Genomic DNA, 25,278 nt, shown 5'->3' on the forward strand with positions numbered 1-25,278 from the left:
AGAGACATTCGATTTTGCCGGACTCAAATATGTTTTGCTTTCGCAAAACCCAAGAACACTTGAATGTGTTTTTAGTTGTATTCAATAAATGAATACTTTGAGAACTTTACAAACAAAGCTTTGTTAAAAACAAAGTTTGTTTTGTCAGCTTTCCAAATTGTTAAAGAGCTATGTTTCTTCCTAAGGAAGTACATTTTCTAAAGACTTTCAGAGTCGAACATGCCAACCAGTATCAATTGCTTGCTCTGGTTTGGATGTTTATTCCAAAAATACTTAGAGAATGGTGGGCGATACCGGGCTCGAACCAGTGACCCCCTGCTTGTAAGGCAGGTGCTCTCCCAACTGAGCTAATCGCCCACATTATTTTGATTTCCGTGGAAGGAAATGGTGGGTCGTGCAGGATTCGAACCTGCGACCAATTGATTAAAAGTCAACTGCTCTACCAACTGAGCTAACGACCCAATGGTATCCCGTAGGGGAGTCGAACCCCTGTTACCGCCGTGAAAGGGCGGTGTCCTAGGCCTCTAGACGAACGGGACACTAAGTTGAACATCTTGGGGGGATGTTCTATCTCTTAAACTTCATAAACCATATCAATCTGTGTGAACACTCATCGCAATAATCATCGTTTAAGGAGGTGATCCAGCGCCAGGTTCCCCTAGCGCTACCTTGTTACGACTTCACCCCAGTCATGAACCACAAAGTGGTAAGCGTCCCCCCGAAGGTTAAACTACCTACTTCTTTTGCAGCCCACTCCCATGGTGTGACGGGCGGTGTGTACAAGGCCCGGGAACGTATTCACCGTGGCATTCTGATCCACGATTACTAGCGATTCCGACTTCATGGAGTCGAGTTGCAGACTCCAATCCGGACTACGACGCACTTTTTGGGATTCGCTCACTTTCGCAAGTTGGCCGCCCTCTGTATGCGCCATTGTAGCACGTGTGTAGCCCTACTCGTAAGGGCCATGATGACTTGACGTCGTCCCCACCTTCCTCCGGTTTATCACCGGCAGTCTCCCTGGAGTTCCCGACATTACTCGCTGGCAAACAAGGATAAGGGTTGCGCTCGTTGCGGGACTTAACCCAACATTTCACAACACGAGCTGACGACAGCCATGCAGCACCTGTCTCAGAGTTCCCGAAGGCACCAATCCATCTCTGGAAAGTTCTCTGGATGTCAAGAGTAGGTAAGGTTCTTCGCGTTGCATCGAATTAAACCACATGCTCCACCGCTTGTGCGGGCCCCCGTCAATTCATTTGAGTTTTAATCTTGCGACCGTACTCCCCAGGCGGTCTACTTAACGCGTTAGCTCCGAAAGCCACGGCTCAAGGCCACAACCTCCAAGTAGACATCGTTTACGGCGTGGACTACCAGGGTATCTAATCCTGTTTGCTCCCCACGCTTTCGCATCTGAGTGTCAGTATCTGTCCAGGGGGCCGCCTTCGCCACCGGTATTCCTTCAGATCTCTACGCATTTCACCGCTACACCTGAAATTCTACCCCCCTCTACAGTACTCTAGTCTGCCAGTTTCAAATGCTATTCCGAGGTTGAGCCCCGGGCTTTCACATCTGACTTAACAAACCACCTGCATGCGCTTTACGCCCAGTAATTCCGATTAACGCTCGCACCCTCCGTATTACCGCGGCTGCTGGCACGGAGTTAGCCGGTGCTTCTTCTGTCGCTAACGTCAAACAACGCCGCTATTAACGACGCCGCCTTCCTCACGACTGAAAGTGCTTTACAACCCGAAGGCCTTCTTCACACACGCGGCATGGCTGCATCAGGCTTGCGCCCATTGTGCAATATTCCCCACTGCTGCCTCCCGTAGGAGTCTGGACCGTGTCTCAGTTCCAGTGTGGCTGATCATCCTCTCAGACCAGCTAGGGATCGTCGCCTTGGTGAGCCCTTACCTCACCAACTAGCTAATCCCACCTAGGCATATCCTGACGCGAGAGGCCCGAAGGTCCCCCTCTTTGGCCCGTAGGCATCATGCGGTATTAGCCATCGTTTCCAATGGTTATCCCCCACATCAGGGCAATTTCCTAGGCATTACTCACCCGTCCGCCGCTCGACGCCGTTATCGTCCCCCGAAGGTTCAGATAACTCGTTTCCGCTCGACTTGCATGTGTTAGGCCTGCCGCCAGCGTTCAATCTGAGCCATGATCAAACTCTTCAATTTAAGATTTTGTTCGGCTCAATGAATACTGAACATTACATAAAGTAATGTTTGAATTGACTGTGCTGAATCCGAAGATTCAATGGTCACTTCGTTTCATTGAAACCTAATTTGAAGCCGAGGCTTCTAATTGGATTATCATCAACGAGTGCCCACACAGATTGATAGGTCTATATTGTTAAAGAGCTTGGCTTTCAGTGCCTTAGCACGTAAGCGAGGTGCGTATAATACGCTTTCCACTTTGAAAGTCAACATAAAACTCTAAAAAGATTAGAACTTTATGGTGACTTGCTTAAATCTTAAGCAAGTGTCCAATATTTAAAGCCTGGCGATGTCCTACTCTCACATGGGGAAGCCCCACACTACCATCGGCGCTATTTCGTTTCACTTCTGAGTTCGGCATGGAAGTCAGGTGGGTCCAAAACGCTATGGTCGCCAAGCAAATTCTTTATCAATTTGCTCGCAAATTCAAACGCACTTTAGTGCGGCCCTTTAGGGTGAGATTTGCTTGCAAATCGAATAATCCGGAAAGCTGTTTCTTAATTCTCGTTCTTACACATTCAATGTTCTTTCATTGAGTCCATCAAAACCCCTTGGGTGTTGTATGGTTAAGCCTCACGGGCAATTAGTACAGGTTAGCTCAACGCCTCACAACGCTTACACACCCTGCCTATCAACGTCGTAGTCTACGACAACCCTTTAGGATACTTAAAGTATCAGGGAGAACTCATCTCAAGGCTCGCTTCCCGCTTAGATGCTTTCAGCGGTTATCGATCCCGAACTTAGCTACCGGGCAATGCGTCTGGCGACACAACCCGAACACCAGAGGTTCGTCCACTCCGGTCCTCTCGTACTAGGAGCAGCCCCTTTCAATTCTCCAACGCCCACGGCAGATAGGGACCGAACTGTCTCACGACGTTCTAAACCCAGCTCGCGTACCACTTTAAATGGCGAACAGCCATACCCTTGGGACCGACTTCAGCCCCAGGATGTGATGAGCCGACATCGAGGTGCCAAACACCGCCGTCGATATGAACTCTTGGGCGGTATCAGCCTGTTATCCCCGGAGTACCTTTTATCCGTTGAGCGATGGCCCTTCCATTCAGAACCACCGGATCACTATGACCTGCTTTCGCACCTGCTCGAATTGTCATTCTCGCAGTCAAGCGGGCTTATGCCATTGCACTAACCTCACGATGTCCAACCGTGATTAGCCCACCTTCGTGCTCCTCCGTTACGCTTTGGGAGGAGACCGCCCCAGTCAAACTACCCACCAGGCACTGTCCGCAACCCCGATGAGGGGTCGACGTTAGAACATCAACACTACAAGGGTGGTATTTCAAGGACGGCTCCACGCAATCTAGCGACTGCGCTTCAAAGCCTCCCACCTATCCTACACATGTAGGGTCAATGTTCAGTGCCAAGCTGTAGTAAAGGTTCACGGGGTCTTTCCGTCTAGCCGCGGGTACACTGCATCTTCACAGCGATTTCAATTTCACTGAGTCTCGGGGAGACAGCGTGGCCATCATTACGCCATTCGTGCAGGTCGGAACTTACCCGACAAGGAATTTCGCTACCTTAGGACCGTTATAGTTACGGCCGCCGTTTACCGGGGCTTCGATCAAGAGCTTCGACCGAAGTCTAACCCCATCAATTAACCTTCCGGCACCGGGCAGGCGTCACACCGTATACGTCATCTTGCGATTTTGCACAGTGCTGTGTTTTTAATAAACAGTTGCAGCCACCTGGTATCTGCGACTCTCAATAGCTCCATCCGCGAGGGACTTCACCGTCGAGAGCGTACCTTCTCCCGAAGTTACGGTACCATTTTGCCTAGTTCCTTCACCCGAGTTCTCTCAAGCGCCTTGGTATTCTCTACCCGACCACCTGTGTCGGTTTGGGGTACGATTCCTTACAATCTGAAGCTTAGAGGCTTTTCCTGGAAGCATGGCATCAATGACTTCACATCCGTAGATGCTCGACGTCGTGTCTCAGCCTTAAAGAGAGCCGGATTTACCTAACTCTCAAGCCTACGCACTTGAACCTGGACAACCGTCGCCAGGCCCACCTAGCCTTCTCCGTCCCCCCATCGCAATTGTAAGAAGTACGGGAATATTAACCCGTTTCCCATCGACTACGCCTTTCGGCCTCGCCTTAGGGGTCGACTTACCCTGCCCCGATTAACGTTGGACAGGAACCCTTGGTCTTCCGGCGAGGAGGTTTTTCACCCCCTTTATCGTTACTCATGTCAGCATTCGCACTTCTGATACGTCCAGCATGCGTTACCACACACCTTCAACCGCTTACAGAACGCTCCCCTACCCAATACTCAAAGAGTATTGCCGCAGCTTCGGTTTACTACTTAGCCCCGTTACATCTTCCGCGCAGGCCGACTCGACCAGTGAGCTATTACGCTTTCTTTAAATGATGGCTGCTTCTAAGCCAACATCCTGGCTGTCTGAGCCTTCCCACATCGTTTCCCACTTAGTAGTAATTTGGGACCTTAGCTGGCGGTCTGGGTTGTTTCCCTCTCCACGACGGACGTTAGCACCCGCCGTGTGTCTCCCGGATAGTACTTACTGGTATTCGGAGTTTGCAAAGGGTTGGTAAGTCGGGATGACCCCCTAGCCTTAACAGTGCTCTACCCCCAGTAGTATTCGTCCGAGGCGCTACCTAAATAGCTTTCGGGGAGAACCAGCTATCTCCAGGTTTGATTGGCCTTTCACCCCTAGCCACAAGTCATCCGCTAATTTTTCAACATTAGTCGGTTCGGTCCTCCAGTTGATGTTACTCAACCTTCAACCTGCCCATGGCTAGATCACCTGGTTTCGGGTCTATATCCAGAGACTGAACGCCCAGTTAAGACTCGGTTTCCCTACGGCTCCCCTAGATGGTTAACCTTGCCACTGAATATAAGTCGCTGACCCATTATACAAAAGGTACGCAGTCACAGGACAAAGCCTGCTCCTACTGCTTGTACGTACACGGTTTCAGGTTCTATTTCACTCCCCTCACAGGGGTTCTTTTCGCCTTTCCCTCACGGTACTGGTTCACTATCGGTCAGTCAGTAGTATTTAGCCTTGGAGGATGGTCCCCCCATATTCAGACAGGATATCACGTGTCCCGCCCTACTCGATTTCACTGAATATGCGTCGTCAGTTACGGGGCTATCACCCTGTATCGCCAAGCTTTCCAGCTTGTTCACCTGACGCCTATAAAGCTTAAGGGCTAGTCCAATTTCGCTCGCCGCTACTTTCGGAATCTCGGTTGATTTCTTTTCCTCGGGGTACTTAGATGTTTCAGTTCCCCCGGTTCGCCTCGTTATGCTATGTATTCACATAACGATACTTACTTATGTAAGTGGGTTTCCCCATTCGGAAATCCCAGACTCAAGTGGTTTTTACTACCTAATCTGGGCTTATCGCAAGTTAATACGTCCTTCATCGCCTCTGACTGCCAAGGCATCCACCGTGTACGCTTAGTCACTTAACCATACAACCCGAAGGAGTTTCGAGTTGATAATCAAATCACCAAAGTTGTCTCTCATTATTTGAATGAGCGAGAGACATATCGATTTTGCCGGACTCAAATTCCAAGAACACTTGAATGTGTTTTTAGTTGTATTCATAAATGAATACTTTGAGAACTTTACAAACAACAATAAATTGTTGTTTTGTCAGCTTTCCAAATTGTTAAAGAGCAATAATAGCTCGAAGCTTTCGCTTCAAAACCATCAATCTGTGTGAACACTCATCGCAATAATCATCGTTTAAGGAGGTGATCCAGCGCCAGGTTCCCCTAGCGCTACCTTGTTACGACTTCACCCCAGTCATGAACCACAAAGTGGTAAGCGTCCCCCCGAAGGTTAAACTACCTACTTCTTTTGCAGCCCACTCCCATGGTGTGACGGGCGGTGTGTACAAGGCCCGGGAACGTATTCACCGTGGCATTCTGATCCACGATTACTAGCGATTCCGACTTCATGGAGTCGAGTTGCAGACTCCAATCCGGACTACGACGCACTTTTTGGGATTCGCTCACTTTCGCAAGTTGGCCGCCCTCTGTATGCGCCATTGTAGCACGTGTGTAGCCCTACTCGTAAGGGCCATGATGACTTGACGTCGTCCCCACCTTCCTCCGGTTTATCACCGGCAGTCTCCCTGGAGTTCCCGACATTACTCGCTGGCAAACAAGGATAAGGGTTGCGCTCGTTGCGGGACTTAACCCAACATTTCACAACACGAGCTGACGACAGCCATGCAGCACCTGTCTCAGAGTTCCCGAAGGCACCAATCCATCTCTGGAAAGTTCTCTGGATGTCAAGAGTAGGTAAGGTTCTTCGCGTTGCATCGAATTAAACCACATGCTCCACCGCTTGTGCGGGCCCCCGTCAATTCATTTGAGTTTTAATCTTGCGACCGTACTCCCCAGGCGGTCTACTTAACGCGTTAGCTCCGAAAGCCACGGCTCAAGGCCACAACCTCCAAGTAGACATCGTTTACGGCGTGGGACTACCAGGGTATCTAATCCTGTTTGCTCCCCACGCTTTCGCATCTGAGTGTCAGTATCTGTCCAGGGGGCCGCCTTCGCCACCGGTATTCCTTCAGATCTCTACGCATTTCACCGCTACACCTGAAATTCTACCCCCCTCTACAGTACTCTAGTCTGCCAGTTTCAAATGCTATTCCGAGGTTGAGCCCCGGGCTTTCACATCTGACTTAACAAACCACCTGCATGCGCTTTACGCCCAGTAATTCCGATTAACGCTCGCACCCTCCGTATTACCGCGGCTGCTGGCACGGAGTTAGCCGGTGCTTCTTCTGTCGCTAACGTCAAATAATGCAGCTATTAACTACACCACCTTCCTCACGACTGAAAGTACTTTACAACCCGAAGGCCTTCTTCATACACGCGGCATGGCTGCATCAGGCTTGCGCCCATTGTGCAATATTCCCCACTGCTGCCTCCCGTAGGAGTCTGGACCGTGTCTCAGTTCCAGTGTGGCTGATCATCCTCTCAGACCAGCTAGGGATCGTTGCCTTGGTGAGCCCTTACCTCACCAACTAGCTAATCCCACCTAGGCATATCCTGACGCGAGAGGCCCGAAGGTCCCCCTCTTTGGCCCGTAGGCATCATGCGGTATTAGCCATCGTTTCCAATGGTTATCCCCCACATCAGGGCAATTTCCTAGGCATTACTCACCCGTCCGCCGCTCGACGCCGTTATCGTTCCCCGAAGGTTCAGATAACTCGTTTCCGCTCGACTTGCATGTGTTAGGCCTGCCGCCAGCGTTCAATCTGAGCCATGATCAAACTCTTCAATTTAAGATTTTGTTCGGCTCAATGAATACTGAACATTACATAACGTAATGTTTGAATTGACTGTGCTGAATCCGAAGATTCAATGGTCACTTCGTATCATTGAAACCTAATTTGAAACCGAAGTTTCTAATTGGATTATCATCAACGAGTGCCCACACAGATTGATAGGTTTATATTTTTAAAGAGCTTTCTAACTTATCCAGCAACTTAGTTGCTCGTCGTTAGGGGTGCGTATCTTACTCCGCACCGTGAGAGAGTCAAGCATTTTTTCAAATTTCTTTTTCTCTCACTTCCGACTCGCTGTGTGACTTTCGTCTCACTCCGTGTCGGTGGATGCGCAGTATAGGGAGTTGAGAAATTAGTACAAGCGTTTTTTGCAAAAAAACTTTCAACCGAACAAATAGCAATCACTTTGTGTATATACCAAGCGATCTTGGCTATTTTTCTCATTTAAAAGGATCTTTCCTCAAGAAAAAGGGCGTTTCTACCTGAATTAGGATTTTCAAATTTGATGCAATTGACGCAAATGATCTTCGCTCAACGCGCTTTTTCTTTTCGGCCTGCTGTATAAAAGATAAAAAAGAGCAGAACGATAACGAACTGCTCTTTGGTCTTTGCTTTTTACTTGGGGTACTTCAGGTGAAGTCTTGGAAATTGCTTCTTCTATATAGAAGAAAAGATCAGAGCATCCTTGCCCTTCTCTTTTACGACAGATTAGCTAGGGGTATATCTAAATGTCGTGGTTGTTCGATGACGCATTGAGCTCGTAAGAGTGGAGCATGCTTGCATTCCCAATGACGTCATCTTCGAGAGGAACTTAGTTCTTCAATACTTTTACGGTGTAGCTACCATCTTTTTGTTGGTATAGACCGTGGATGTCGGTTTCGAAACCTGGGTAATGCGCACCGATCTCACAAAGCATCTCTAGGAAGTCCAGCACAGGACGAGACTCTTGAGTCACCATTTCACCAGGAAGTACTAGTGGCACACCTGGAGGGTAAGGAAGGATCATGTTCGCACTTACGCGGCCAACCATTTCTTCCAGTTTGATCTCTTCGATGTTGCCACGAAGCTCTTCTTGCCACGCTGCGTGTGGTGTTACTTTCATTTCTGGAAGTACATCGAACGCTTTGTACATTAGCTCTGGTAAGTTGTATTTCTTAGTTAGGTCATGAATTGCTTGTGTGCTAGTTCTTGAACGCGCATGCCTTCATAGAAGCTTGGGTCTTCGTTGTATAGCGAAGGTAGGAAGCTCTTGATGGTTAGGTTCAAGTCGTAGCCACGTTTAAATTCAGTTAGACCGCGTAGCAATTGCATTGCTTTTGATTTGTCGATACCGATTGAGAATAGGAACAACAAGTTGTATGGACCTGTTTTCTCTACCACGATACCGCGCTCGTCTAGGAATTTAGCCACCAGCGAAGCAGGAATACCTGATTCTTCTAGTTCGCCTTCTTTATTCATCCCTGGAGTCAGTAGCGTTACTTTGATTGGGTCAAGATACATGTGGTTGTCATCCATGTTCTTGAAGCCGTGCCATGTGTCGCTAGGGTCTAGTTTCCAACATTCTGTGGTATCGATGTTTTCTGGTTGCCATACATCGAAGAACCAGCTGTCGCTTTCTGCTTCTAGACGTTTGATCTCTTTACGGAAGCGGATTGCGCGATCGATAGAGTCTTGCATCAACTTCTACCAGTGTTGCCGCGCATCATTGCCGCTGCAGTTTCAGTAGAAGCAACAATGCCGTACTGAGGTGAAGTTGAAGTGTGCATCATGAATGCTTCGTTGAAAGATTCTTTATCAAAGTCGCCTTTCACGTGAATCATTGAAGCTTGTGAGAATGCTGCCAACAGTTTGTGTGTTGATTGTGTTTCGTAGAACACTTTGCCTGGCATCGCTTCACCACTCATACCACATTTACCTTCGTAAATTGGGTTGAAGTTAGTGTAAGGCACCCAAGCACTGTCGAAGTGGATGTGTTTACAATCTAGCGACTCTTTGATGAATTGTGTGTTATACAACAGACCATCGTAAGTTGAGTTAGTAACTACTGCGTAAGTTGGTGCTGTTGCACCTGGTGTTTTCGCCACTTTCTCTGCAATGACATCGCGGCTGAATTCGCTTTGTGGAATACCACCAAGGATGCCGTATGCGTTACGGGTTGGGCGGAAGTAGATTGGAGTAACGTCACTCATCATCATTAGGTGAGTCAGAGATTTGTGACAGTTACGGTCAATCAGTACTGTGCTACCCGCAGGTGCTGAGTACATACCAACGATTTTGTTCGATGTAGACGTACCGTTAGTTACGATGTACGAGCTGTCTGCATTGAATGTACGTGCAATGTATTCTTCTGCATCTTTATGTGGGCCTGAGTGGTCTAGTAGAGAACCTAGCTCAGGCATTGAGATTGATACGTCCGCTTTAAATGTGTTTGGACCGTAAAAATCGTAGAAGATGCTACCTGCAGGGCTTTTCTGGAATGCAGTACCGCCCATGTGACCTGGAGTACAGAAGGTGTATTTACCTTCTTCTACGTATTTGAATAACGCTTTAGTGAATGGAGGCATGATGGCATCTTTGTATGCCTCAGTCGCTTGGTTGATTTTGATAGCGATGTCGTCAGCCATACCTAAAGCGTATTCGAAGAAGCTCACGTTTAGACGTAGGTCTGTTAGTGAAATATCTAGAGTAGACTGTTCATTAGCAAATGCGTGAACAGGCAGTTTTTCGTTGATTTGGCTGATACGTTCACATAGCTCTAGTGAGTATTTATCCCAGTCGAACAGCACACCGCAAATGCGTGGGTTCATCTCAATCATTTTGATCAAGTCTTTATCATCTACTGGGTAAACCACTTCGTAGCCCGCTTTCTCAAGAGCAGCGTGAAGTTGACGAACTGGCTCTTCTTTAAAGAACACACCCATGTGGTTCAAGATAGCGAATATATTCATTTGGACATCTCCAAGGCGAATGAAGGCGCTCTTTGCCATTTACAGGCAATGAGTAAGGTGAGCGCCGCGTGAATTTGGGTTTTATGGGCTGGCACCGTAGTGCCAGCGTTTTGGGGATTAGTTGCTTGCTTGGGCAGGCATGTCGTCAGCGTGTAGCTTCATGTACTGAGCTAAGCCGGCTTTTTTGCTGTAGAACATCAAGATAACGAGAGACACGATGAAGGTTGCTGTTAGCGTACCGCCTTCTGCACCAGCAAGGGCAATGAAGCAGAACAGACAAGCTACACCAGAGAACAGCATTACGAAGCCGTTACGTGTTGTCATACCTTCGAAGCGAATCAAGTTAATGCTTGAGTAGAAGTAAGGCAGCATAGTTAGTAGAACTGCATCAGTCGTTAGCTGGTTGAACAGGTCTGATGCGTGTGCTGTTTTAGAGCTGAAGAACATCAGTACAACCATTAATGCTGTCATCTTGATTGACGCAAGGATTAGACCTTTCTTAGGCACACCGTTTTTGTCAGTTTCGCCGTAGATTTTAGGGAAGTTGCCATCGCTTGCTGCACGTTTACCAGCTTCGCCCACCAGCATCATCCAAGAGCCTAGCGAAGTGAAACATGCTAGTGCTGTGAATGCTGATACGAATGGTGCTGTCCAGCTACCGAATAGCTCAGTGGTTGCCAATGCAAATGGCGCACCTGATGCCGCAACTTCAGAAGCAGGGAACATGCCGCTGATCATTTGAGTTGATAAGATGTAAATCACACCTGCGATACCAGTACCCAGCATGGTTGCTAGCGGTACAGTACGTTTAGGATTTTCTACCATACCTGTCGATACTGCTGCTGATTCCACACCAACGAATGACCATAGACAGATAAGAACCGCTGTCACGATCGCATGGCTATCCGTACCCGCAGATACGTTCCAGTTTTGGCTGTATAGCGCAGTGTCGAAGTGCGTCCAACCAAACGCCGCTGTACCAACAACTGGAATGAGGATTAGAACAAGACCAAGCGTACATAGACGGCTTACCCAGCTACCACCAAGTAGGTTGACGAAAGTGAAGATCCATACCGATGCAATCGTCGCAATACCTGCTGGGATTGGGTCATTAAGCACAGGGAAGAATACTGAAAGGTAAGAAACACCTGTAATAGCAATAGCTAGGTTACCAATCCAGTTCGCGTGGTAATACAGCACGCCCGTTTGGAAACCAAAGACTGGGGAAACTTCGCCCGCATAAGCGATAGGACCACCTTCTTGAGGGTTTTTGGTTGCCAGACGAGCGTAAACAAACGCAAGGCTCAGTGCACCGATCAAACAGATCAGCCAACTGAAAATTGAAACAGAGCCTACTGAAGCTAGGCTAGAAGGTAACAGTGCAATACCACTACCCATCATGTTACCGGCGACTACACCCGTACAGGCAATTAAGCCGATTTTTTTCGTATTCGATGACATAACATCTCCAAATCTATTCTACTCAAGTCAACGTGACTCAAACTGAACGGTTATTAGCGAGATGCTATGAAGTAGATACCTGCTCGACCTCGCTAAATTTCGAAGTGAAGACTACGCCCAAAAATCGGGAAAAAAATAAACTTGGCGTTATCAATAAAATGATTAGTTAATCAACATCAAGTTGAGATAAACATGATAAACACAAAAACATAAAGCCATATTATTCATACAGTTATAGGAAAAACATCAAACCTTCTACCGATAGATAAACTATCATCAACTCGTTGGTAATCGCGGCAAAAGTTATCAACCTCTATCAACTTCCCCGCCCCGAAGGGTTGATTCCCTGAGCCTGTTGATTCCATAAATCTCTCCCTGATCGCGCTTTTTGACCCACATCAATATTCATCTCGCCTGCAAGAAAGCATCAGAATCATTCTCGCCACATAACTCAGCCAGACACTCCATACAATCAATAGAGATAGAGATAGAGATAGAGATAGAGATAGAGATAGAGATAGAGATAGAGATAGAGATAGAGATAGAGATAGAGATAGAGAAGAAAACCGGATATGTCTTCCCGTTGCAAGCTTGCGTTACTGGCTCCTTCGTAAGTCATTACCCCACCGCCCACCCTTTTCACTTTTCGACAGCTACAAAAAAGCCCCTCACCGAAATGAGGGGCTAGTATTAAACTGACGTAGAGTGCGAGAGAATTAAAGCATTCGAACGACAGAAGGGTGAACAGCGCGATACATGGCGTAATCAATCGCCTTCATGTTACTTGGGAAGACCAAGTTTTCGCACAGCAGGTACGTCTCAACCGACGTATCAATATAGAAAGCTTCGCTGTAAGACTCACTGGCCAAATCCAGATCACCATCCAATTCAGCGTGTTTACCACGAATCACATAAGAAAGCACCGAATCACGTAACCTCAAAGCCTGCCCAAGATGCTGCTTGGCTGAAGCCATGTCACCAATAATGGTTTCGTGCAAGGCTAAAGCTTCATAAATTCGCGGTTGAATTGGCCCAACCATCATTTTTACGTTAGTTTCTAGTGCGTCACTCAACTGCTGCACTCGCCCTTTCTTCAACTCCTGTGAAAAATCGAGCACCTTCTGCACGTGGTAAGCAATTAATAACTCTGCCTGAACGTAAGCGTTATCTGGCTCAATTTCTAAAATGTTTTCCATCAAGTTGACGCCTTGGCGAAACTGCTTGGCATCCGAGACATTGAGATAATGGTTAGCTTGAACAAACAGCTCCAAAGCATCTGGGTTAATTGGCATTCCCACCACCAGCATCGTGGATTTCAGCTTGGCATCCGGTACTTTGAGGACTTGCATCAAGTCTAACGACGCTTGTTGAAGCACTGTCTTTAAATGGCTGCTGGTTAACGCGTATTGACGACTAAACAACACCTTTTCAGATGAGTTATTGCGATATTCCACCTCTAAAAAGCTACCACCATCATTTTCACGAACCCGCACCACAACCGATTTGCCCGGCACAATACCCGAGGTAAACGACGCCTTCTTTAGCATGACTCGGTAATCGCTCACTTGAGCAATGTCGGACATCAACTTTTGGGCAAACCCGTCTGCCAAGTCGTAGCTTAACCCTTCGCTCGTGAAGTTATCTTGAAACTTGAATTCGATAAGGTGAGTATCGATGGCTTGAGTAATACGCACTTCCGATTGCTTGTAGGTAAACACGCCCATCACCACAACCAAGACACTGATCCAGATGAAGTTCACGATCCCCAGGCGCCACGGACTGATTTTATTTTTTTTCTGAGGGGCCTTTTTCTCTTTAGACATCTCACAGACCGCGCGAGTCAGAGGGCCTGCAGGAAAAGTGACGGCAGGTGCGATAGGTAGAGTCTCTTCTTCTGACTCTTCAACAATAGGAGGAAGAGTTTCTGAATCACAATGACGACTTGCGAGGAATTCCTCGAGTGTCATTGGGGTCACATTCGCCACCAGCTTGTAACCACGTTTCGGCACTGTAATGACGTAGCTGGTATTTTCTTCCCGACCGTCCCGCAGTAATTTACGCAACTCAAAAATGGACTGAGTCACCACTTGATCGGTCACAATCGCCCCTGCCCAAACGTATTGGATCAATTCCTCACGATTGAACACCTCATTCGCATGCTCCGCTAGGAAATGCAGAAGATTAATTAAGCGTGGCTCAACAGTAACTTCCCTATCTTGTCGATACAGCTTATTTTCATCAACGCTTAAAACCCAGTCATTGATTTGAAAATAGACTCCAACCATGTATGAAAACTCTCGTATCTACAGACAGCGCTACGGCAGGAATCAAACAATGGTCAATTCCTACTGGTAACTAAAGGCGAGATTATAGGTGGGAAAACGGCGTGCACCTAGAAAAGCAAGCCGCCAAAAATGCAAACTTAAGTTAAGTGATGCAGAAATGAGACTACTCAAGTGCTGCAAGGATAGAACAATGAGTAGCATCATCGTCCGTATGACCGCAGCAAGCATCATTGATCTTCTTCAAAGCTCGACGAATTTTCGTTAGCTCGTTAATTTTTCCATCAATCAGCTCTAACTTAGCAGAAGTAATAGCTTTAACCTCTGCACAGCTGTGTTCTGTTGCTTCTAGTTTGATTTCTAGTAGCTCTTTAATCTCATCCAAGCTCAGGCCCAGCTCTTTACCTTTAAGGATGAAGTGTACCTGCTTTTGATTCTCTTCATTGTAGAGACGATAACCTGATTCACTTCGACCTGCGGGCTTTATCAGCGCGTTTTTCTCATAAAAACGCAGCGTATCTGCCGTCACACCACAACGTTTTGCCAGTTCACCTATCTGAAACATAACTTTCCCTATTAACTATCTCGTTACTTTTAAAGCTAAAGAACCTCTTTTTCACAATTATTTTTGAGATGCCAAACGATTGCGCGAGCTTTTTTGTAATAAATTGGTTAGAATACGCGCCATCAAATGTGGAGACTGTTTTCTAACCAGAAAACATCCGGCAAAGGTCTTTACCAAAACTGGCCAATATTTTACCCCAAGAGGTAAAAACAAGTTCATTTTTGGCAAACATCTTTAACTCCGTGAATTTGAGGAAAATGGAAGCATGAATAACGCTCGTCCTATTCGCCGTGCGCTTATCAGCGTATCAGACAAAACAGGTATTGTTGAGTTTGCACAAGCTCTTGCTGAGCGCGGTGTCGATATCCTATCTACTGGTGGTACAGCACGCCTACTTGCCGAACAAGGCATCGCAGTAACAGAAGTCTCTGACTACACAGGTTTCCCAGAAATGATGGACGGCCGCGTTAAAACGCTTCACCCGAAAGTTCACGGTGGTGTGCTTGGTCGTCGTGGTCAAGATGACGACGTGATGGCAAAACATGGCATCAATCCAATCGACATGGTCGTTGTTAACCTATACCCATTCGCAGAAACCGTTGCAAAAGAAAGCTGTACACTAGCTGACGCGGTTGAAAACATCGATATCGGCGGCCCAACGATGGTTCGCTCTGCAGCGAAAAACCACAAAGACGTGACTATCATTGTGAACGCTCATGATTACGACCGCGTTATCGCTGAAATGGACGAGAACGAGAAATCTCTAACACTAGAGACTCGTTTCGACCTTGCTATCGCAGCATTTGAACACACTGCGGCTTACGATGGCATGATCGCAAACTACTTCGGCACCATGGTTCCATCTTACGGTGAGAACAAAGAAGGTGATGAAGAGTCTAAATTCCCACGTACTTTCAATCAGCAATTCGAGAAGAAGCAAGACATGCGCTACGGTGAGAACAGCCACCAAGCCGCAGCTTTCTACGTGGAAGCCAATCCACAAGAAGCGTCTGTTTCTACTGCTCGCCAAATCCAAGGTAAAGCTCTTTCTTACAACAACATCGCAGACACGGACGCCGCACTTGAGTGTGTGAAAGAGTTCAACGAGCCAGCATGTGTGATCGTAAAACACGCGAACCCATGTGGTGTAGCTCTAGGTAAGGACATTCTAGAAGCGTACAACCGCGCTTACCAAACTGACCCAACATCTGCATTCGGCGGCATCATTGCATTCAACCAAGAGCTAGATGCTGAAACAGCAGCCGCTATTGTTGAGCGTCAATTCGTTGAAGTGATCATCGCACCTTCTGTTTCTGCTGAAGCAATTGAAGTGGTTGCAGCGAAAAAGAACGTCCGTCTACTAGAGTGTGGCGAGTGGTCAACGAAGACAACGGGCTTTGACGTGAAACGCGTCAACGGTGGTCTACTGGTTCAAGACCGCGACCAAGGCATGGTAAGCCTAGACGATCTTAAAGTCGTGTCTAAGCGTCAGCCGACAGAAGAAGAGCTCAAAGATGCCCTATTCTGCTGGAAAGTAGCGAAATACGTGAAATCTAACGCGATCGTTTACGCGAAAGGCGACATGACTATCGGTGTAGGCGCAGGCCAAATGAGCCGCGTTTACTCAGCGAAGATTGCCGGCATCAAAGCCGCAGATGAAGGCTTAGAAGTTGCCGGTAGCGTAATGGCATCTGACGCTTTCTTCCCATTCCGCGACGGTATCGATGCCGCAGCAGAAGCCGGCATTAAGTGCGTAATTCAGCCAGGTGGCTCAATGCGTGACGACGAAGTTATCGCAGCAGCAGATGAGCACGGCATGGCGATGATCTTTACCGGTATGCGTCACTTCCGCCACTAATCCTCTCGTCTTCACTGGGACGATAACTGCGTTGACGGCGTTCACTTATCCTAATCACATAGCATACTACTATGCTCATAGGAATAAGTTCACTTGTCGCCTTGTCCTCGTCCCATTGAATTAGAGAGGCCATACTCAGGTCTTTGCGAAATATCTGAGTTTGAGCAAACGGTATTTATAAGATTAAGGATTTTCATATGCGAGTTTTAATCATTGGTTCAGGCGGTCGTGAACATGCGCTAGGCTGGAAAGCAGCGCAAAACCCAAATGTTGAGACTATTTTCATTGCTCCAGGCAACGCAGGTACGGCACTAGAGCCAAAACTAGAGAACGTAAACATTGATGTGGAAGACATCGATAGTCTGGTTGCTTTTGCAAAAGAGAAGGCGATTGAATTGACTATCGTTGGCCCAGAAGCACCATTGGTTATTGGTGTGGTTGATGCGTTCCGCGAAGCGGGCTTACCAATCTTTGGCCCTACCCAAGCCGCAGCGCAGCTTGAAGGCTCCAAAGCGTTTACTAAAGACTTCCTTGCTCGTCACCAAATCCCAACCGGTGCATACGCAAACTTCACAGAAATTGAACCAGCGCTTGCTTACGTGCGTGAGCAAGGGGCGCCGATTGTGGTGAAAGCCGACGGCCTTGCGGCTGGTAAAGGCGTGATTGTGGCAATGACGCTAGAAGAAGCCGAAGACGCAATCAAAGACATGCTAGCAGGCAACGCATTTGGTGACGCAGGCAGCCGCGTGGTTATCGAAGAGTTCCTAGATGGCGAAGAAGCAAGCTTCATCGTGATGGTGGATGGTGAGAACGTTCTGCCAATGGCCACCAGCCAAGATCACAAACGCGTAGGTGACAAAGATACAGGTCCTAACACTGGTGGCATGGGCGCGTACTCGCCAGCTCCTGTGGTAACACCAGAAATTCACAACCGCATCATGGAAGAAGTCATTTACCCAACGGTACGTGGCATGGCGTCTGAAGGTAACCCATACACAGGTTTCCTATACGCGGGTCTTATGATCGACAAAGACGGCACTCCGAAAGTAATCGAGTACAACTGCCGCTTCGGTGATCCTGAGACGCAACCTATCATGATGCGCATGGAATCGGATCTTGTTGATCTGTGCCTAGCGGCAATCGACGAGAAACTGGATCAAGCGGAATCGAAGTGGGATCCACAAGCATCGATTGGTATCGTGCTAGCAGCCGGTGGTTACCCAGCAGCGTACAACAAAGGCGACGTAATTTCGGGTCTGCCACAAGTTGAAATTGAAGGCGAAAAAGTCTTCCATGCTGGTACAGATAACAAAGACGGCGACATCGTGACAAACGGTGGTCGCGTTCTTTGTGCAACGGCACTTGGCAACAGCGTATCAGAAGCGCAGCAACGCGCTTACGAGCTTGCAAAACAGATCAGTTGGGACGGCATGTTCCATCGCAGTGACATCGGCTACCGTGCGATTGCACGTGAGCAAGAAAAATAAAAACAACTTAAGTTGGCTAAAAAAACAAAAGGCGCATTCAGCGCCTTTTTTATTACTCTGTCAGCAATTAAGTCTCACCAAGCTTACTCAGCGAGTAATGCTGGGCGTGGTACACAATCAAAGTCATCATCATTGAGCATCAACAGTTCATCAACCGTTGCTTTAGTTCGTGACTGCTTGCCGACAAAAGCCACGTAACTGTCTACAGATGAGAGACGCTCGATAATAAATTTTGGCAACGTCTGATTAAACTCGAGTGTCGAGAACGCTTTACCTTTGCAGGTTTCAAACGATTGGCCATTCCAATAACCTTGAATGAGGCTCTGACTGTTACGAGACTGCGCCTTAACCGACGCCACTACATCATTCGCTTCTGTCTTGTAACGTTCTAATTGTTCATGCTGAAGTGGTAAGACTTTACGATTAACGCGATATTGTTGGTAAACCGCTTCGCCATCTTTATTAAAACGGATGTGGATTTGAAAAGGCACCAACTCTTGCTTGGTATCAACTTGCTCACCTTTTCGAATCAACTCTCGAAGCTCACCTTCATCCCAACGGTAGTCACTTTGAAACCAGCCATTATCCCCCATCGTTACGTAATCCGCAGCCGTACTCACGCGAGTGAGTTTCTCGGTCATCCAGTACAAGCTACTTGCGTCTCCAGCAACTTTGCCGCCAGAGAAGTGAGTAAATTGTTCTAAATTAGGAGTTTCAACCGACGAACAGCCAAAAAGGGTAAAGCTAGATAAGAGAAGTGAAGCGAGTAGATGTTTTTTCATGAAGTTGCACCGAGGCAGGATACCTCGGTGCATTCTAACTTAGTTTACTGATTCTTTCAGCGCTTTACCTGCTACGAATGCAGGTACGTTAGCTGCTGCGATTTGAATCTCGTCACCAGTCTTAGGGTTACGACCAGTACGTGCAGCGCGGTGGTTTACTTTGAATGTACCAAAACCAATTAGTTGAACTTGGTCACCCTCTTTAAGTGCACCAGTTACACCATCAAGAGTCGCTTCAAGAGCAGCTTTTGCTTGTGCTTTTGATAGGTCTGCTTTCTCTGCGATAAAGTCGATTAATTGGGTCTTGTTCATTAGGTTTCCCTTCTCATAGGTTATCGAATTCGTCTCACTCTAAAACATAAATGCCCCATCTGGCAAAGGTTTGTAAGCGATCTTTCGATTTTCTGACGTACTTTTAGCCATAATATGAGTAATAACTCACAATTTGTTACCACATACCCCCTGAAAACCCTTGCTTTCCAAGGTATTTGGACCAATTTATAAGGCACTTTTGCGGTTATAATAGCTGCAAATAACCACTATCAAACTACATTCAAGGGCAACTATGCTGCTGTTATCCATTTATATCTCTATTGCAATCGGCATTTCGTTTATCTGTTCGGTGCTGGAGGCGGTACTGCTGAGTATCAGTCCGAGCTACATTGCGCAGCTCAATCAACAGGGGCATCCCGCTGCTGGGCAACTGGCTAAGCTAAAATCAGATATCGACCGACCATTGGCATCCATTCTGACTCTAAATACCATCGCTCATACCATCGGCGCGGCCACTGCTGGTGCACAAGCTGCGGTTGTATTTGGTAGCGAAGCGTTAGGTATCTTTTCGGCTGTGCTCACACTGGCGATCTTGGTGCTTTCAGAAATCGTACCGAAAACAATTGGCGCAACTTACTGGCGTCAATTGGCGCCAACCGCGGCAGTCGCATTACGTTGGATGGTATGGGCGCTAACGCCATTCGTATGGTTTTCAGAGCAAATCACCAAGCGTCTTGCTCGTAACCACGAAGCTCCGAAAATGCGTGATGAACTGTCTGCAATGGCGATTCTGGCACGTGAAAGCGGTGAATTTGCCGAGGGTGAATCAAAAATATTAAGCAACTTGCTTGGCATCCAAGATGTACCTGTAACGCAGGTTATGACGCCACGTCCTGTGGTATTCCGTATCGATGCCACGATGACCATCAATGAGTTCCTAGAAAAACACAAGGATACACCTTTCTCCCGCCCATTGGTTTATAGCGAGCAGAAAGACAACATCATTGGTTTTGTGCACCGCCTTGAGTTGTTCAAACTGCAACAATCAGGTTGTGGACAGAAACAACTGGGAGCAATCATGCGCCCGATTCAAGTGGTGCTAAACAACACGACTTTACCGAAAGTGTTTGACCAGATGATGACTCATCGCCTACAGCTGGCACTTGTCGTTGACGAATACGGTACTGTGCAAGGCTTGGTGACGTTGGAGGATATCTTTGAACACCTCGTGGGTGAAGAAATCATCGATGAAGCGGATAAAAGTACCGACATGCAAGAGCTGGCTTACCAACGCTGGGAAAGTTGGAAAGAGATGCACGGCGTAATCGAAAGCCGCGATGACGATGAAGAAGAGGAAGAACTGGAGAAGCATCACAAGGAGCCAGAAACTCAAGAAGTGACAAAACCAGACTCTAAAGAATCGTAATCAGCATTGGGCATAACCGCTCAAACGCCGCAAACAAAAAGGCATCCATTTAGGATGCCTTTTTTCTATCTATTCAACGATTAAAGTGCGATACCGATATTGCTCACGCCTTCTTCACGTAACTCTTCACGTAAATCTTTAATCAAGCTGATGTCACGCTCTACCGCTTCACGCAGTGGACGGAAAATAGCCCACTGCACGTCCCATTCTTCACATACGGCTTCATTTTCTTTCTGGTTGTCGTTGGTGATTGGCTCTGCACCTTGCGCTTGCTCTAGATCAGCAACGGTTTGTACCGACTGTTGGCTCACTTTAAGCATTGAATCGAAAAGGTAGTCGCGGTCCAATAGACCATGCAGTAACGTAGACAAACCCTGACACGCGTCCATCGCTGGGTAAACGCCGTAAAAATCGAACTCATCCGCACTTGGGAACAACTCTTCTAACTTCTCTAATTGACGTTCGAAGTTAATTTTCGCGTTCTTAACTGTCAAAATTTCCCATACACTATCAAGAATCGCTCGGTAAGCACGCGGGTCAGCAAATTCTGTGTTCTCACAAAACATCGCATAGTTTGGATACATGCGTTCACATAGACACGCCATAAAGGTAATTTGTTGCCAAGGTTCTAGTTTTTCTAAACGAACCTGAAGAGGATTCTTAAGCATAGTCACTCAATCATTGAAGAAAAAAACAGCGAAAGTGTACTTGATTCATCACAGGGAAAAAAGTTAATGCCGCATTCAAATCAGATTTTCCTGCTCTCAGAGCATCGCGACACCTACAAAACGTTACTGGCAGAGAAAAATCTGCCCGATCTTTGCCTCACCGACGAACCAGAAGCCGCTCAGATCGTACTAGCGGACCCACCCTTACTATCACAAAGCTTAGACGAATTTTCACAGCTTGAATGGGTGCAATCCACGTTTGCTGGTGTCAACGCCTTAACATCCCCTAGCCTTCGTCAGGACTATACTCTAACTAACGTTCGAGGCATCTTTGGTCCACTGATTGCTGAATATGTTTTGGGTTACAGTATTGCCCATTACCGCCACTTCAACCGATACCACCAGCAACAACAAAACAAACGATGGCAGCCTCACCTCTATACATCATTACAAAGTAAAACCATGGTAATTCTTGGTACCGGTAGCATTGGGGGCTATCTGGGCAACGCCGCTAAAGCAATGGGGATAAAAACTATCGGTATGAACCGCACAGGTATTCCGACCTCAGGTGGTGAGTTTCATCAGACCTTTCATATCAGTGAACTAAGTAAGGCATTTGAACAAGCCGACATTGTTGTGAATACCCTACCAAGTACACCGGAGACGCAACAGTTACTTAATCGTCAAACACTCAGCTATCTAAACAAGGCGTTATTATTCAACGTGGGTCGCGGCGACGTACTGGATGAGGCAGGGTTGCTCTTCGCTCTGAAAAACCGTTGGGTAGAACACGCCTTCTTAGATGTGTTTGAGCAAGAACCGTTATCGGTAGAGCATCCGTTTTGGAAACTACCGCAAGTCACCATCACTCCACACATTGCTGCGCTGAGTTTTCCCGAGCAAGTCATCGAGATTTTTTCTGACAACTATCTACGCTGGCGCGATGGGTTCTCATTAAATTATCAAGTGGATTTCGAAAAGGGTTACTGAGAATGTCGTTAGACGAGCTATTGCAACAAGTGAGGGCCTGCCAGATCTGCGCGGATAATTTACCTTTGGGCGCAAACCCTGTCGTACAAGCAGCAAAAGGGGCACGCATCCTAATCATCGGTCAGGCCCCAGGCACACGTGTACACAAAACCTCGATACCTTGGAATGACCCAAGTGGTGATCGATTACGCCAATGGCTCGATATCGACAAAGACGTTTTCTACGACCCAAATAAAATTGCCATTGTCCCAATGGGATTCTGTTATCCAGGCAAAGGGAACTCTGGTGATTTACCGCCTCGTAAAGAATGTGCGCCCACTTGGCATAAAAAGATTCTTGAGCAGCTGCCCAATATAGAGCTCACTCTACTAATTGGTCAGTACTCGCAGCAGTACTACCTGGCCAATAAGCCCAAAACACTCACGCAAACTGTTCAGCGATGGCAGGATTGGGAACCGGATTTTATCCCGCTTCCTCATCCTTCTCCACGCAATACATTGTGGTTAAAGAAGAATCCTTGGTTTGAATCTGAAGTCGTGCCATACCTTAAAAAACGCGTTCACTCGATGCTTTAGGTTACCCATGATCTAATTGCTTTTTTATCTGTACAAGAAAATGAGCACACAAACACAAACCGATAAGCTGTTGTTTATAATAAGATTAAACAATAAGCGTACAGACTAAATAGTAATTAGATCATAGCAGGCCAAATACTACTAGAGCTGTACAGCCTTGAGTCTCAGATAGAAAAACTGAATTTTAGGTAAAAAAATACCGGCACTGAATGCCGGCATTTGATTTCAAAACATCTAACTTACTTGTGGTATGGCTTAGATAACTCGTGTACCGCTTCCACAAATACGCCCGCATTTTCTGGCGGTACATCCAAGTGGATACCGTGACCTAGGTTGAACACATGACCAGTCCCCGTATCACCAAATCCTTCTAGGATATCCGCTACTTCTTCACGGATGCGCTCTGGCGAAGCGTAAAGCATTGATGGGTCCATGTTACCTTGCAGCGCCACCTTATCACCGATACGTGCTTTCGCGTCTGCAATGTTGATTGTCCAGTCTAGACCAACCGCATCACAGCCCGTTGCTGCGATTTGCTCAAGCCACATGCCGCCATTCTTAGTAAACAGTGTGACTGGCACGCGACGACCGTCGTTTTCACGAATCAGACCATCAACGATCTTGTGCATGTATTGCAGTGAGAACAGGTTGTAGTCACGAGGCGTCAGTACGCCACCCCATGTGTCAAATACCATTACCGACTGCGCGCCTGCTTTAATTTGCGCGTTTAGGTACTCGATAACGCTGTCTGCCAGCTTATCTAGAAGTAAGTGCAGAGTTTGTGGTTCCGCGTACATCATTTTCTTGATCTTGGTGAAGGCTTTAGAACTGCCACCTTCGATCATGTACGTAGCAAGAGTCCACGGGCTACCAGAGAAGCCAATTAACGGCACTTCACCCTTAAGGTCTTTACGGATCTGACGTACTGCATTCATTACATATTGCAGTTCACCTTCTGGATCTGGCAAACCAATTTTTTCCACGTCAGCTTTGCATGTAATTGGGTTATCAAAAACAGGTCCTTCGCCCGCAGCAAAACGTAAACCAAGCCCCATTGCATCTGGAATCGTTAAGATGTCCGAGAATAAGATCGCAGCATCAAGAGGAAAACGGCGTAATGGTTGAAGTGTCACTTCGGATGCTAATTCTGCATTTCGACACAAAGACATGAAATCACCCGCTTCTGCACGAGTCGCTTTGTATTCTGGTAGGTAACGACCTGCCTGGCGCATCATCCATACTGGCGTGTAATCTACCGGCTCTTTTAAAAGCGCACGCAGATAACGATCATTTTTTAATTCAGTCATTCCGTAATTCCAACTGTTAGGCTTTCTGTGAAAGGGGGTATTCTATCACTGATTTAAGTCCAATAGCTGTGTGCTTTGCAACCTGGATCAAGTTATTAACTTTTAAATCAATGCTTAATTTGCACCCAATCGGTATCAGTGTTAAAAATTTGTTCGCTAGCGAAAACTACAATTATAAACTGAGTACCCAGTACTCAGCATCTCATAACGACATCTTACTTACCCCCTCCCTCTCGGAGGGTTTTTTTTATCTATTTATCAGATAATTAGAATCAATATCTTGTAGCGTTTGTTCGATAAGCGCTCTTGCAATCGTTCCTTTAGGCGCAACAGGCGGCATCTCGTCAATACCAAACCATTGTGCATCAGACAGCTCAGTGTAGTCTGGACTTAACTCTCCCGATTCATAGTCAGCTAAAAACCCCATCATCATACTCGATGGGAAAGCCCAAGGCTGGCTGCCAAAGTAACGAATATTTTTAACGAGAATTCCCGTTTCTTCATGAATTTCTCGAGCCACACACTCTTCTAATGTCTCACCAACTTCTAGAAAACCCGCAATGACGGTATACATACCATTTCGATGCCTAGGATGTTGGGCCAATAAGATCTGGTTCTCTTTACGCACAGCAACGATAATACACGGAAATATTCGAGGATAATGGAGAGTACGGCATTCGCCACACTGCATAGCTAACTGATTATTATTAAGAAAGTTTCTTCCACCGCACTGTGGGCAAAAACGCAGACTTTGCGTCATGTGCCCATACTGAACCGCTTTACTTAACAACATAAATAATGGCTCAGGAAAATGCAGGCAGTCGCGCAGTGAGACTAATGGTAGATCATGCTCCAAATCAGACAAATTAAGCCACATGACAGGCGAACCAGAATACTCACCAATGGGCCTTGCACTCACTTCAGGCAGTGATAACTGCTCTGCAGACCCGAAAGGCACAGCACCATCCACCAGCCAAATTTCACTTCCTGCAACAACACACCAGTATGCATTTATCGCGCGGTTAACATCACCTTTTCTTAACATTACACCATCCCTTTGCTTGAAGTTCGTTCATTTTACTGGCAATCTAATTTCATACTAGAGTTTGTCGTTAAGTAAATTCGCACTCTAAATTCTAGTAAGGACAA

At 46.9% G+C, this 25,278-nt stretch carries 13 protein-coding genes, 3 tRNA genes, 4 rRNA genes and 1 pseudogene; 5 read left to right on the top strand and 16 right to left on the bottom strand.

The window, feature by feature from the left end; translation table 11 throughout:
• Positions 1–281: 281 nt before the first annotated feature.
• From ACHFJ9_RS22140 to zntR, 11 genes and pseudogenes are all read right to left on the bottom strand, one after another.
• A tRNA-Val gene (locus tag ACHFJ9_RS22140) sits at positions 282–357 on the bottom strand.
• 28 nt (positions 358–385) lie between these two features.
• Positions 386–461 (bottom strand) — tRNA-Lys (locus ACHFJ9_RS22145).
• Between the two features lie 2 nt (positions 462–463).
• Positions 464–539 (bottom strand) — tRNA-Glu (locus ACHFJ9_RS22150).
• Positions 540–630: 91 nt separating this feature from the next.
• A 16S ribosomal RNA gene (locus ACHFJ9_RS22155) occupies positions 631–2,183 on the bottom strand.
• Between the two features lie 320 nt (positions 2,184–2,503).
• A 5S ribosomal RNA gene (rrf, locus tag ACHFJ9_RS22160) occupies positions 2,504–2,620 on the bottom strand.
• Between the two features lie 164 nt (positions 2,621–2,784).
• A 23S ribosomal RNA gene (locus ACHFJ9_RS22165) occupies positions 2,785–5,672 on the bottom strand.
• A gap of 278 nt (positions 5,673–5,950) precedes the next feature.
• A 16S ribosomal RNA gene (locus ACHFJ9_RS22170) occupies positions 5,951–7,504 on the bottom strand.
• Together the 16S, 23S and 5S rRNA genes with 3 tRNA genes alongside form the textbook arrangement of a ribosomal RNA operon.
• Before the next feature lie 814 nt (positions 7,505–8,318).
• Positions 8,319–10,455 (bottom strand): annotated as a pseudogene (locus ACHFJ9_RS22175) (lysine decarboxylase CadA).
• A gap of 117 nt (positions 10,456–10,572) precedes the next feature.
• The gene (gene cadB, locus ACHFJ9_RS22180) at positions 10,573–11,916 is read right to left on the bottom strand and encodes a cadaverine/lysine antiporter (protein ID WP_005397292.1); all 1,344 of its coding nucleotides are present in this window, start codon (positions 11,914–11,916) and stop codon (positions 10,573–10,575) included.
• Between the two features lie 716 nt (positions 11,917–12,632).
• A complete protein-coding gene (gene cadC, locus ACHFJ9_RS22185; RefSeq protein WP_395356318.1) occupies positions 12,633–14,201 on the bottom strand; it encodes a lysine decarboxylation/transport transcriptional activator CadC in 1,569 nt (522 codons plus the stop codon).
• Positions 14,202–14,364: 163 nt separating this feature from the next.
• A complete protein-coding gene (gene zntR, locus ACHFJ9_RS22190) occupies positions 14,365–14,763 on the bottom strand; it encodes a Zn(2+)-responsive transcriptional regulator (RefSeq protein ID WP_005397290.1) in 399 nt (132 codons plus the stop codon).
• Positions 14,764–15,028: 265 nt separating this feature from the next.
• Here zntR and purH point away from each other — a divergent pair, with 265 nt between their 5' ends.
• Both purH and purD read left to right on the top strand, forming a co-directional pair.
• Positions 15,029–16,621: a bifunctional phosphoribosylaminoimidazolecarboxamide formyltransferase/IMP cyclohydrolase gene (purH, locus tag ACHFJ9_RS22195; protein ID WP_395356321.1), complete on the top strand. Its 1,593-nt coding sequence runs from the start codon at positions 15,029–15,031 to the stop codon at positions 16,619–16,621.
• Between the two features lie 197 nt (positions 16,622–16,818).
• On the top strand, positions 16,819–18,108 hold the full coding sequence (purD, locus tag ACHFJ9_RS22200; RefSeq protein ID WP_395356323.1) for a phosphoribosylamine--glycine ligase: 1,290 nt from the start codon (positions 16,819–16,821) through the stop codon (positions 18,106–18,108).
• A gap of 83 nt (positions 18,109–18,191) precedes the next feature.
• Here purD and ACHFJ9_RS22205 read toward each other — a convergent pair whose 3' ends face one another.
• Together ACHFJ9_RS22205 and hupA are read right to left on the bottom strand one after the other, a co-directional pair.
• Positions 18,192–18,890, bottom strand: a complete 699-nt coding sequence (locus ACHFJ9_RS22205) for a DUF1481 domain-containing protein (protein ID WP_203343861.1) — start codon at positions 18,888–18,890, stop codon at positions 18,192–18,194.
• A gap of 39 nt (positions 18,891–18,929) precedes the next feature.
• Positions 18,930–19,202, bottom strand: coding sequence for a nucleoid-associated protein HU-alpha (gene hupA / locus ACHFJ9_RS22210; RefSeq protein WP_005382524.1), 273 nt, complete (start codon positions 19,200–19,202; stop codon positions 18,930–18,932).
• A 253-nt stretch (positions 19,203–19,455) separates the two neighbouring features.
• On the opposite strand from hupA, the gene ACHFJ9_RS22215 reads away from it, so the two are divergent.
• The gene (locus tag ACHFJ9_RS22215; RefSeq protein WP_048625620.1) at positions 19,456–20,589 is read left to right on the top strand and encodes a hemolysin family protein; all 1,134 of its coding nucleotides are present in this window, start codon (positions 19,456–19,458) and stop codon (positions 20,587–20,589) included.
• Positions 20,590–20,669: 80 nt separating this feature from the next.
• Here the strand turns inward: ACHFJ9_RS22215 and ACHFJ9_RS22220 are convergent, their stop codons facing one another.
• The gene (locus ACHFJ9_RS22220) at positions 20,670–21,257 is read right to left on the bottom strand and encodes a YjaG family protein (protein ID WP_005382520.1); all 588 of its coding nucleotides are present in this window, start codon (positions 21,255–21,257) and stop codon (positions 20,670–20,672) included.
• Positions 21,258–21,323: 66 nt separating this feature from the next.
• On the opposite strand from ACHFJ9_RS22220, the gene ACHFJ9_RS22225 reads away from it, so the two are divergent.
• Entirely contained in the window at positions 21,324–22,247 is a 924-nt protein-coding gene (locus ACHFJ9_RS22225; RefSeq protein ID WP_395356327.1) for a D-2-hydroxyacid dehydrogenase, read from the top strand.
• Positions 22,248–22,249: 2 nt separating this feature from the next.
• Positions 22,250–22,822: a uracil-DNA glycosylase family protein gene (locus tag ACHFJ9_RS22230; protein ID WP_104974710.1), complete on the top strand. Its 573-nt coding sequence runs from the start codon at positions 22,250–22,252 to the stop codon at positions 22,820–22,822.
• Positions 22,823–23,061: 239 nt separating this feature from the next.
• Here the strand turns inward: ACHFJ9_RS22230 and hemE are convergent, their stop codons facing one another.
• The gene (gene hemE / locus ACHFJ9_RS22235; RefSeq protein WP_006743188.1) at positions 23,062–24,129 is read right to left on the bottom strand and encodes a uroporphyrinogen decarboxylase; all 1,068 of its coding nucleotides are present in this window, start codon (positions 24,127–24,129) and stop codon (positions 23,062–23,064) included.
• A 247-nt stretch (positions 24,130–24,376) separates the two neighbouring features.
• Positions 24,377–25,174, bottom strand: a complete 798-nt coding sequence (nudC, locus tag ACHFJ9_RS22240; protein ID WP_006743187.1) for an NAD(+) diphosphatase — start codon at positions 25,172–25,174, stop codon at positions 24,377–24,379.
• Positions 25,175–25,278 lie beyond the last annotated feature (104 nt).

Source organism: Vibrio sp. D3, assembly GCF_043995865.1.
Classification (GTDB): Bacteria; Pseudomonadota; Gammaproteobacteria; order Enterobacterales; family Vibrionaceae; genus Vibrio; species Vibrio diabolicus.